This is a genomic window from Chryseobacterium ginsengisoli, from assembly GCF_039542325.1.
In the GTDB taxonomy this organism is placed as follows: Bacteria; Bacteroidota; Bacteroidia; order Flavobacteriales; family Weeksellaceae; genus Chryseobacterium; species Chryseobacterium ginsengisoli.
This window is the reverse complement of sequence record NZ_BAABHX010000002.1, coordinates 651,560-662,672: the sequence shown is the minus strand read 5'-3', so window position 1 is coordinate 662,672 and position 11,113 is coordinate 651,560. Positions and strand designations below refer to the sequence as shown.

Below are 11,113 nucleotides of genomic sequence, written 5' to 3'. Positions count from 1 at the left end.
CTGATTTTAGATTTAACCACAAAAGTCACAAAAGTTATGTATATGGCTTTTATTATATAATCAAAGCGCTCAAAAGAATAAAAATCAAAGATTTTTAAAACTTATGTTTTCTTTTTTAAGTTTAATAATAATCTTTAAATATTTTATATAAAACCTTTTTTGACTTTTGTGGTTAAATAAAAAGTTGAAACAATTTTTTTAATAATGATAAAATTTTTAGGTTTAAATTAAATTTTTAAATCTGAAATATAGAAGATTTCGTTTTTTAGAAAAAAATTTTCACGCTACCTTTGATTAAATTTGCTATATGAAAAACCTGAAAATATTGTTTATTTTATTGATTCCGACTTTATTTTATACTCAGAAGATTCGTGTTTTTATTCTCGCCGGACAATCAAATATGAATGGTTTCGGTTTTAATAAAGATCTTACGAATGATTTGAAATCTTTTAAAGATGTTTATATTTTTCAGGGAAATTCTGTTCCGGACGGAGATGTGAATGGAGGAGTAGGAAAATGGGACGTTTTGAAACCCGGAAATGGAACAGGCTTTAAAACCGATGGTAAAACAAATGTACTTTCAGACAGATTCGGTTTGGAATTGTCTTTTGCTAAAAAAATGAAAGAACTTTTTCCAAATGATAAGATTGCATTGATAAAATATGCGAGAGAAGGAACTTCCATCGATAGTGTTGCGAGAGCCGGTTTTGGATGTTGGGATTCCGATTTCAATGGCACAAACGGATTAAATCAATATGATAATTTTTTAAAAACAGTAAAGAATGCTTTGTCTGAAGCTGATATTGATAAAGACGGCAAAAAAGATGTAATCGTTCCTTCCGGAATTCTTTGGATGCAGGGTGAAGGCGATGCAAGTTATACCGAAGAAATTGCCAATAAATATTACGATCATTTGAAAACTTTAATGAATCAGATGAGAGCGACAATGTTGGCGGATGATCTCCCTGTCGTGATTGGGAAAATTTCAGATTCCGGGAAAGATAAATCAGGCAGAGTCTGGAAAATGGGAGAGTTGGTACAATATGCTCAGGAGAAATTTGTGCTGAATGATAAAAACGCAGCAATCGTTCGCTCAACTAAAAACTACGGTTATGGTGATGATCCGTGGCATTATAACAGTGCGGGTTATATCGATATAGGAGAAAAATTTGCCGAAAATGTATTTAGACTAATTATAAATTTCGAAAAAAGACCCTAATATATTTCATGATTCAAAATCCATAAGATATATTTAATTTTGCATTGTGAATTTCGATTGAGAAGTTCATCTTAAAAATTTAAACCTAAATGAATTCTTTAATAGATAAATATAATATTCCGGGACCTCGTTACACTTCTTACCCTACGGTTCCTTATTGGGATGAAAGTTCTTTCACTCCCGAATTGTGGAAGCAGAGCGTGATCAGGACCTTTAAGGAGACTAATGCAGAGGAAGGAATTTCTATTTATATTCACCTGCCTTTCTGCGAAGCTTTATGTACGTTTTGCGCGTGTCACAAACGTATTACAAAACAGCATAGCGTAGAAATTCCATATTTGGAAAGTGTTTTGAAGGAGTGGCAGTTGTATCTTCAGTTATTTGATGAAAAGCCAAAATTGAAAGAACTTCATTTAGGTGGAGGAACTCCGACTTTCTTTTCTCCTAAAAATTTAAAAACTTTATTGGAAGGAATTTTCGAAACGGTTGAAATTGCAGAACATCAGGAATTTTCTTTTGAAGGTCACCCGAATAATACATCAAAAGAGCATCTTCAGACACTTTACGATTTAGGTTTCAGAAGAGTGAGTTTCGGAGTTCAGGATTATGATCCTAAAGTTCAGAAGGCGATCAACAGAATTCAGCCTTTTGAAAAGGTAAAAGAAGTGACGGAATGGGCAAAAGAGATTGGCTACAGAGGAATCAGCCATGATTTGGTTTTTGGACTTCCACACCAGACTTGGGAAGCAATGGAAAATACGATCCGTAAAACAATGGAATTGAAACCTGACCGTTTAGCTTTTTATTCTTATGCTCACGTTCCGTGGGTAAAAGGTGTCGGACAGAGAGGTTTTGATGAAAATGATCTTCCGAGCGGTGAAGAAAAACGACGATTGTATGAAGATGGGAAAAAATTATTGGAAGATTTAGGATACATAGAAGTTGGAATGGATCATTTTTCTCTGGAACACGATGATTTGTATCAATCTTTAATTCAGAAAAAATTACACAGAAATTTCATGGGATATACTTCAAGCAAAACCCAATTGATGGTTGGTTTAGGTATGTCTGCAATTTCAGATTCGTGGTATGCTTTTGCACAAAATATAAAAACAGTGGAAGAGTATCAGAAAATGGTTGAAGAAGGTGAGATTCCGGTTGTAAAAGGTCATATTTTAAATGAAGAAGATTTGACTGTAAGAAGACATATTTTAAATTTAATGTGTCAATTGGAAACAACTTTTGATAGTAATAATTCTTTTCCTGAATTGGAAAATGCACTTGAAATGCTGAAGGAAATGGAAAATGATGAATTGGTTGAAATTAATGGTCATCACATTCAGATTACAGAAAAAGGAAGAGCATTCACAAGAAATGTAGCAATGGTTTTCGATCTTAGAATGATGAGAAATAAGCCGGAAACGAGAATTTTCTCAATGACGATCTAAGTAATAATTTAAATTAATACAGAAAAGCCCCGATCAATAAAACTGATTGGGGCTTTTTTTGAAACTGTTTGAAAATTATTTTTTATTTAATAATTATTTTTTTGCTGTAAGATTTCTGATTTCCTGAATTTAAATTAATAAAATAAACTCCTGCAGGAATTCCTGAAATATCTACGCTGTTATCGTCTTCAATTTTTCCTTGCTCTAAAACTTTTCTTCCTTCAAAATTGATGATCTCAACAGATGTATTCTTGTCTTTTACTCCTTCAACAAAGACTTTTTTAGAAGCTGGGTTCGGATAAACCTTTATTTGGTTTGAAAGATCATTTTCCTGAGTTCCTAAAGTTGTTGAAGTCGTAACTCTGAATATTTTTCCGCTATTTACGGCTGCAACAAACAATTCATTTTGATTATTCACTCCAAAAGTTGAAAAATTATTTCCTGAAAATGCTGAAGTCCAGGTTATTGAATTATCTGAATTCAAAATTCCTATTTGTGTTGAACAATAATCTGCAAAAATATATCTTCCCTGTAAAGCCGGATATTGTGTTCCTCTGTAAATATAACCTCCTGTAATCGAGCATTTTCCTCCTGAGTGATCATAAGCAGCAATTGGGAAAGTCATTGTAGATTGAGCAGGACAACCTGCTGTGTTGTAAGAATTATTTCCTTCGTAACAACGCCATCCGTAATTAATTCCGGCTTGCGTCAATGGCATTCGGTTAATTTCTTCAATTTGTCCCTGTCCGACATCTGCAATCATTACATTTCCTGAAACCGTATCAAAATTAAATTTCCAGGCATTTCTCAATCCGTAAGCCCAGACTTCATCTGCTCCGTCAACTCCTACAAAAGGATTTCCCGGCGGAATATTGTAAGGTCCGGTAGAATTGATGTCTAATCTTAATAATTTTCCTAGAAGAGAATTTTTGTTTTGAGCATTATTATTCGGATCACCTCCGCTTCCGCCATCTCCAGTAACAACCCACAAATAACCATCCGGAGCAAAATGGATACTTCCTCCATTATGATTGTCAAATGGTTTTGCCTGATTTAAAATAATTTTTTCAGTGGTTACATCTGCAACATTTGGATCTGAGCTTACAGTGTATCTTGCCACTGTGATGTCACCGTCCAAGTCGTTGTAATAAACAAAAAAATACCCGTTTGTCGAGTATTGTGGGTGAAAAGCCAATCCAAGAAGCCCTCTTTCGCCTCCATAAGTGATCTTTGAGCCGATGTTTAAAAAATTAGTAGAATTTACTGTTCCATTTGGTTGTACAATTTTAATGATTCCGTTTTGCTGGACGACGAACATTCTGCTGTCGTTGGCATTTACAATTTCTACGGGTGCGGTAAGTCCCGTCGCAAATTCTCCCACATTAATGCTTTGGGCATTAACAATGAAGGAAGAAAAAATACTTACGCAAAAAAGTAGTTTTTTCATAATATTTTGATATTTAGTGTATTAAATCTGAATGAAAATTTCATACCAATCACGTATTGAAAAATTCATTAAAATATCACGGAAAAATTATTAAATCTTAAATAAAAATAAGAATGCCGATATATCTGAAAATAAACGATTTCTGTTGTTAAAAATTCATAAAACTCAATAAAATGATTATATTTGCCGACTTAATTTAACGTAGTTATAACAAAATGCAAGGAAAAGGACTTATTACAATTGTTGCTATTGTACTAGGGTTGATTTGCTTAAACGAGCTATTACCAACATGGTACGCCAGCAAAATTGAAAAGCAGGCGACTGCTATTGCAGGAGACAATCCGGAGAAGTATCAGAAAGAAATTGCAAAACTTTCTAAGGATACTCTGAATTTAGGATTCACAAAACTTTATTACACTAAAGCCAAAGACAAGGAAATGAAACTTGGTTTGGACTTGAAAGGGGGGATCAATGTCCTTTTGGAAATTAACCAAAGAGACTTGGTGAATGATTTAACAAGTTATTCTACCAACCCGGTTCTTATCGAGGCTTTAAACAAAACGGATGAAGTTCAGAAGAATTCTACAAAACCTTACATCGACAATTTCTTCGATCAGTTCGATGCAATTAACAAAGCTAAAGGTACAAACCTGAAGTTGGCAGATCCGGAACTTTTCGGAAACACTACACTTACAGAGGTGAAGTACAACACTCCTGATGATCAGGTAAAAAGCATTGTTAAAAGAAAAATCGATGCGTCTGTAGGAACAGCTTTTGAGGTGATCAGAACGAGAATCGATAAAATGGGTGCTGTGCAGCCAAACGTTCAGAGAGTACCGGGAACTGCAAGAATTTCTGTAGAAATGCCGGGTATGAAGGACATCGATAAGGTGAAGAAAATGCTTCAGACTTCTGCAAAACTTCAATTCTGGGAAGTACAGCAAGTTCCTGAAATGGCACCATATTTCCAGACTTTAACGTCTATGGTTGCTGTAAAAGGTGATTCTATGGGAGTTGCGAAAACCGTAAACTTCATGAATCTTTTACACCTTGACAAATTAAGAACAAATGGTGTTGCGAATGTAAAACTTTCTGATACAGCTGCTGTAAACAAGATATTGAACAGCAAAGTAGGTCAGTCTTTACGTCCGTCTAACATTAAATATACCCAATTCATGTGGGGTTACAAGCCTGAAGCTACAGATACTGAAAGTTTAGTATTGTATGCAATCAGAGGTAACATCAATCAAAAAGCTCCTGTAGACGGTGCTGTTGAAACTGCTAATATCAGCTATGATGAGTTGAGCAGAGTAGTAGTAGATATGCAGATGGATTCTAAAGGTGCTAAAGAATGGAAAACTTTAACTGAGAAAAATGTTGGTAAACCGGTTGCTGTTACATTGGACGGAAGAGTTTATACTGCTCCGAATGTTGTAAATGCAATTCCTAACGGTAGAACTCAAATCTCGGGTAACTTCTCTCAGGAAGAAGCTAAAGAATTGGTTGACGTTTTAGGAGCTGGTAAATTACCTGCAGGTGCAAAAGTAGTTCAGGCTACTGTTGTAGGACCTTCATTAGGACAAGAGTCTATTGATGCAGGGGTAATGTCATTTGGTATTGCATTTTTATTAATTATAGTTTATATCATTTTCTATTACGGTGGTGCAGGTGTATACGCTGTAATTGCAATGATCATCAACTTATTCTATATCTTCGGAATTATGGATTCCGTTGACGCAACTCTTACACTTCCTGGTATCGCGGGTATCGTTCTTACAATGGCAATGGCGGTAGATACGAACGTAATTATTTACGAAAGAACCAAGGAAGAATTATTTGCAGGAAAAAGTATTTTAGAAGCTTACAAAGATGGTTTCAAACATGCCTTGAGTGCAATTGTTGATGGTCACTTAACGACTTTATTAACGGCAGGAGTACTTTTCCTTTTCGGAACAGGACCAATTAAAGGTTTCGCATTAACTTTAGGAATCGGTATCTTGATGACGTTCTTTACTTCGGTATTGATCTCAAGAGCGATGATCTTCTCAAGATTAAATAAAGGAAAACACCTTTCTGTTTGGACTGGTGCTACGAAAAACCTTTTCAGAAATACTTGGATCGATTTTATTGGAAAAAGAAAATATGCTTACATTATTTCTGCTATTCTTACTGTAGTTTCTATCGCATCTATTGCAATCCACGGATTCAAATACGGTATCGACTTTACAGGGGGTAGAAATTATATCGTAAGATTTGATAAAGCTGTTAATGCAGAAGATATCGAAGGTAAATTGGTTACAATTTTCAAAACTGAAGATGGTAAAAACTCTTCTGTGGAGGCTAAAACTTTCGGAAACGATAACCAGTTGAAAATCTCTACAGATTATCTTATTGATGACGAATCTTTAAAAGCTGACCAGACTGTTGAGCAGAAATTATATGAAGGTTTAAAAACAAGTCTTCCTGCAAACACGACGATGAAAGATTTCAAAGCTCCTGAAAAAGGTCACGTAGGAATTATTTCTTCTGAAAAAGTAGGACCTACTGTTGCAGATGATATTAAAACTCATGGTATTCTTGCTGTAGTTGCAGCTTTAGGAGGTATCTTTATCTATATCTTAATCAGATTTAGAAAATGGCAATTCTCTCTTGGTGCTGTTGCGGCGTTGTTCCACGATGCGGTTATTATTTTGGGAGCATATTCATTGCTTCATAAATTTATGCCGTTCAACATGGAAATTAACCAGGATTTCGTTGCTGCGATATTGACGGTATTAGGTTACTCGATCAATGATACGGTAATTATCTTTGACAGAATTAGAGAGTATTTAAGAGAGAAGAAATCATTAACATTAGCAGGTCTATTTGATGACTCTATTTCTAGTACATTGGGTAGAACGTTCAACACGTCATTTACTACAATTCTGGTAATCTTAGCGATCTTCATCTTTGGTGGAGATAACTTAAGAGGATTCATGTTTGCTATGTTAATAGGTATCGGATTCGGTACATATTCATCAATCTTTATTGCATCGGCTATTGCTTATGACTTCCTGAAAACAGGTAAAGAAGATGAAGTACACGGTAAAACGACTTCAAGCAAAGAAGTTCTTACTTCAAAATAATTTATACTACAATAAATAAGAAAAAAGCCTTTCAATTTGAAAGGCTTTTTTTGTGAACAAAAATTTTAATTTTAAAATTTATAATTCAGAATCTATCTTTCACTTTAATAATAATTTAGAATCATTATTTTTCCTGATTTGACTATTTTTGCAAAATTATGGAGAACTCAAGGAAAAAAGCAGCTATTGGTTTTATTTTTATTACACTTTTGATAGATGTAATAGGATTGGGAATTATTATTCCCGTTATTCCAAAGCTTATTGAAGAGCTTATTCACGGAAGCGTAACAGAAGCTGCTAAATATGGAGGATGGCTTGGTTTTGCGTATGCTTTTACCCAGTTTATATTTTCACCAGTGATTGGGAATTTAAGTGATAAATATGGAAGAAGACCTATTATTTTGATTTCTCTTTTTGGTTTTGCAGTAGACTATGTTTTCCTTGCTTTGGCACCGAGTATATGGCTTTTATTTGTAGGTAGAGTGATTGCGGGAATTACGGGAGCGAGCTTTACAACAGCGAGCGCCTATATTGCAGATATTTCTACGGATCAGGATCGCGCAAAGAATTTTGGACTTATCGGTGCTGCATTTGGATTAGGTTTTATCATCGGACCGCTTATTGGTGGTGTTTTGGGGCATTTCGGAGCAAGAGTTCCTTTTTATGCAGCGGCAGTTTTATGTTTATTGAATTTCCTTTATGGATATTTTATTCTTCCTGAAAGTCTGGATAAAGATAAAAGAAGAGAATTTGATTGGAAAAGAGCAAATCCTATAGGTTCACTAAAATTTTTATTAAAACACCCTGAACTTTCAGGTTTGGTAGCAACACTTTTCTTAGTTTATATTGCAGGTCACGCTGTGCAAAGTAACTGGAGTTATTTCACAATGGGACAATTTAAGTGGACAGAATTTACTGTTGGTGTTTCATTAGGAGTTGTAGGATTATTGGTGGCTTTGGTACAGGGAGTTTTGATACGATGGACGGCTCCAAAACTAGGAGAATACAAAAGTATCTATATAGGTTTAGGAATGTATGCAATAGGGATGTTGTTGTTTTCTTTAGCTACAGAAGGCTGGATGATGTTTGCCATTCTTGTTCCTTACTGTCTTGGAGGAATTTGCGGACCTTCTCTTCAGTCTGTAATTACAAAAAATGTTGCTCCAAATGAACAAGGAGAATTACAAGGTGCTTTAACGAGTTTGATGAGTATAACGGCTACAATAGGACCTCCGTTAATGGCTAATTTATACTATCAGTTCAGTAAAGAAGATGCTTTCTTTAAATTTCCGGGAGCGCCTTTCTTCTTAGCCTTTGTTTTAATGGCAATAAGTGTAGTAATTACTTATTTCAATTTCCAGAGAAAAGAAAATAAAAAAGAAAAAATTTAATTTAAATAATAAAAAGAGCGAATCATATTTTTGGTTCGTTTCTTTTTTGTTTAAAAATTAATTTTTAGATGATTATTTTTTATTTAATTGAATTTTGTATTGTGATATTTTTATATATTTGGCAAAATTAACATAAATATGAAAATTCATAAGTTCTTATTAGGGATAGTTTCAACAACATTATTTTTTAGTTGTAGCAGTAGTGATGACGCTACCGGTCAGAATGACACAAATAGCGGAAACAATACTGAAGTTCCCGCTATTTATAAGAAAATTTATGGTGCATCAAGCATTACTTCAGACGGAACATACGTTTATATAAAAACAACAGGAACGCCCGATCATAAAAGTGTTTATTATCCTACTACCAATAGTTTATATGAAAATTTTTCCGGAACAACTTACGGAGGTTATACATTTTCTAAAAACCCGAATTCAATTTCTACAAAAAATTATACTTTTAAAATTCCTTTAAATCCAGCCGTTAATTCTGCACATTCTGCAACACCGCTTGGTCCTATTGGAGTTTCTTTGAATGGAGTTCCTTTCTTTAATCAATATGCGGGACCCAATCAGCCTTTGTCTGGTGAAATCGTTTCTTTCGACCAATGGTGGGGACATCCTGCTCCGGGCGGAGATTATCACTATCATGTGGAACCGAAATATCTTACAACAGTAAAAGCTTCAAAATCTGCATTATTAGGATTTTTATTGGATGGATTTCCTGTTTATGGACCTGAAGAAGGCGGAGTAGTGGTTGCAAATGCTTCATTGGATGCTTATCACGGTCATACTACAGTAACAGCAGATTATCCCAACGGTATTTATCATTATCACATTACAAGCAGTGATCCTTACATCAACGGAAATGGTTTTTATGGAACGCCGGGAACTGTTAGCAATTAATTTTTTATTTCTTTTTTTGATTTCATGTGAGTCATCAAAGCGAGAAAACTTTAAATATTATAATCTTAATGATATTCATCTGGAAAATAATAATGGTTTGGTAATTCAGAATAACAAGCCGTTTTCCGGTATTGTCTATTCTTTTTATCCTAATACAAAAGATACGGCTGAAGTAATAGGATTTAATAAAGGAAAAGAACACGGCGAGTGGAAACAGTTTTTCCCCGATGGTAAACTACACCAACAGCGTTTTTTTGAAAATGGAACAAAAATCAAAACTTTGAAAGAATGGTGGGAAAATGGTAAGATGAAAATATCAGGTTCTTTTCTGAAAGGTGAAAATGATGGTGAATATAAAGAATGGAACCCAAATGGCAGATTGATAAAAGAAATGCACTATAAATCAGGCTATGAAGAAGGAAGTCAGAAACAGTTTTACGATAACGGAAAAATAAGATCTAATTACATTGTAAAAAACGGAAAACGTTACGGATTATTAGGAACAAAAAATTGTGTAAATGTTACGGACAGTATTTTTCAGAAGTAGTTTTTTAGGTTTGATAATGATGTTTTCCTGCCAAAAACGGGAAGATAATTCTTTGCCTTATTACAATACGCCAGATTTTACACCACAGTTTTTATCTAAAAATGAAGCTTCAGAAAAGATCACTCATCATATAGATTCATTTTCATTTAGGGATCAAGATAATAAGATTATTACGGATAAAGCTGTAAATCACAAAATACATGTTGCCAGTTTTATTTTTACATCTTGTGGTAGTATTTGTCCTACAATAATTGAGAATTTAAGTGTGGTTGATAAAAAATTTAAAAATGATCCGAATGTTCTTTTATTATCTTTTTCGGTAACTCCTTGGATCGACAATCCGCAAAAGCTGAAAGATTTTAAAGAATTACATAAAATAAATAATCCCAACTGGCATTTTCTTACGGGAAACAAAGGTGAAATTTATAAATTGGCGCGTCAGTCTTATTTTGCTGAAGAGGATCTCGGATTTACTCGTGACAGTACACAATTCCTTCATACAGAACATATTATTTTAGCCGATCAGGACAAAAAAATACGTGGAATTTATAACGGAACTTTGCAGACTGATATTCAGCAGCTTATTAAAGATATTGAAACGTTAAAAAAGGAATAAATTCCTACAAAACTTAATATTTTATTAAAACTCAATATTTCATATTCAGTTTCACATATCTTTCGTAATTTTACAAAATGGAATTAAGCATTGGAGAAATGGCACTGATTGCTGTAGCAATCGTTGTATTATTCGGACCGGATAAACTTCCTCAGATTGCACGCGACTTAGGCGCGGGTGTAAGAAAGATGCGTGGTGCAGTGGAAGACATCAAAACTGAGATCATGAAAGAAACTGATAACCCTGTTTCTGAGATTAAACGTGAAATTGAAAAAGTAAAAGATGCTGCAAAAGAATTTAATCCAATGAAAGATATCCAAAAAGATATTTTAACGGAGCCACAAGCATCAAATGAACCTCCAAAACCGAAACCTTCTGAAGACGAAACTTACGAAGGACCGGTAAGCAGATAAG

At 34.3% G+C, this 11,113-nt stretch carries 9 protein-coding genes; 8 read left to right on the top strand and 1 reads right to left on the bottom strand.

Annotated elements, in window-relative coordinates:
- Positions 1–307 precede the first annotated feature (307 nt).
- Positions 308–1,219: a sialate O-acetylesterase gene (locus tag ABD940_RS08045; protein WP_345202086.1), complete on the top strand. Its 912-nt coding sequence runs from the start codon at positions 308–310 to the stop codon at positions 1,217–1,219.
- An 89-nt stretch (positions 1,220–1,308) separates the two neighbouring features.
- Positions 1,309–2,667 (top strand): oxygen-independent coproporphyrinogen III oxidase, encoded by a 1,359-nt coding sequence (gene hemN, locus ABD940_RS08040; protein WP_345202083.1) that lies wholly within the window; start codon positions 1,309–1,311, stop codon positions 2,665–2,667.
- 82 nt (positions 2,668–2,749) lie between these two features.
- On the opposite strand, the gene ABD940_RS08035 is transcribed toward hemN, so the two are convergent.
- The gene (locus ABD940_RS08035) at positions 2,750–4,114 is read right to left on the bottom strand and encodes a PQQ-dependent sugar dehydrogenase (RefSeq protein ID WP_345202081.1); all 1,365 of its coding nucleotides are present in this window, start codon (positions 4,112–4,114) and stop codon (positions 2,750–2,752) included.
- 215 nt (positions 4,115–4,329) lie between these two features.
- On the opposite strand from ABD940_RS08035, the gene secD reads away from it, so the two are divergent.
- From secD to ABD940_RS08005, 6 genes are all read left to right on the top strand, one after another.
- The gene (gene secD / locus ABD940_RS08030) at positions 4,330–7,239 is read left to right on the top strand and encodes a protein translocase subunit SecD (RefSeq protein ID WP_345202079.1); all 2,910 of its coding nucleotides are present in this window, start codon (positions 4,330–4,332) and stop codon (positions 7,237–7,239) included.
- A 158-nt stretch (positions 7,240–7,397) separates the two neighbouring features.
- A complete protein-coding gene (locus ABD940_RS08025) occupies positions 7,398–8,630 on the top strand; it encodes a TCR/Tet family MFS transporter (protein WP_345202077.1) in 1,233 nt (410 codons plus the stop codon).
- A gap of 138 nt (positions 8,631–8,768) precedes the next feature.
- Positions 8,769–9,536 (top strand): YHYH protein, encoded by a 768-nt coding sequence (locus tag ABD940_RS08020; RefSeq protein ID WP_345202074.1) that lies wholly within the window; start codon positions 8,769–8,771, stop codon positions 9,534–9,536.
- A gap of 16 nt (positions 9,537–9,552) precedes the next feature.
- Entirely contained in the window at positions 9,553–10,083 is a 531-nt protein-coding gene (locus tag ABD940_RS08015) for a toxin-antitoxin system YwqK family antitoxin (RefSeq protein WP_345202071.1), read from the top strand.
- The gene (locus tag ABD940_RS08010; protein WP_345202069.1) at positions 10,055–10,699 is read left to right on the top strand and encodes an SCO family protein; all 645 of its coding nucleotides are present in this window, start codon (positions 10,055–10,057) and stop codon (positions 10,697–10,699) included. Before ABD940_RS08015 ends, ABD940_RS08010 begins: the two co-directional genes overlap by 29 nt.
- A gap of 77 nt (positions 10,700–10,776) precedes the next feature.
- Positions 10,777–11,112, top strand: a complete 336-nt coding sequence (locus ABD940_RS08005) for a Sec-independent protein translocase subunit TatA/TatB (RefSeq protein WP_345202066.1) — start codon at positions 10,777–10,779, stop codon at positions 11,110–11,112.
- Position 11,113: the final 1 nt, after the last annotated feature.

Excerpts from the sequence above, each read along its gene's own strand:
- ABD940_RS08045 (WP_345202086.1), top strand. The coding sequence starts at position 308 with ATGAAAAACCTGAAAATATTGTTTATTTTATTGATTCCGACTTTATTT.
- hemN (WP_345202083.1), top strand. The coding sequence starts at position 1,309 with ATGAATTCTTTAATAGATAAATATAATATTCCGGGACCTCGTTACACT.
- ABD940_RS08035 (WP_345202081.1), bottom strand. The coding sequence starts at position 4,114 with ATGAAAAAACTACTTTTTTGCGTAAGTATTTTTTCTTCCTTCATTGTT.
- secD (WP_345202079.1), top strand. The coding sequence starts at position 4,330 with ATGCAAGGAAAAGGACTTATTACAATTGTTGCTATTGTACTAGGGTTG.
- ABD940_RS08025 (WP_345202077.1), top strand. The coding sequence starts at position 7,398 with ATGGAGAACTCAAGGAAAAAAGCAGCTATTGGTTTTATTTTTATTACA.
- ABD940_RS08020 (WP_345202074.1), top strand. The coding sequence starts at position 8,769 with ATGAAAATTCATAAGTTCTTATTAGGGATAGTTTCAACAACATTATTT.
- ABD940_RS08010 (WP_345202069.1), top strand. The coding sequence starts at position 10,055 with ATGTTACGGACAGTATTTTTCAGAAGTAGTTTTTTAGGTTTGATAATG.
- ABD940_RS08005 (WP_345202066.1), top strand. The coding sequence starts at position 10,777 with ATGGAATTAAGCATTGGAGAAATGGCACTGATTGCTGTAGCAATCGTT.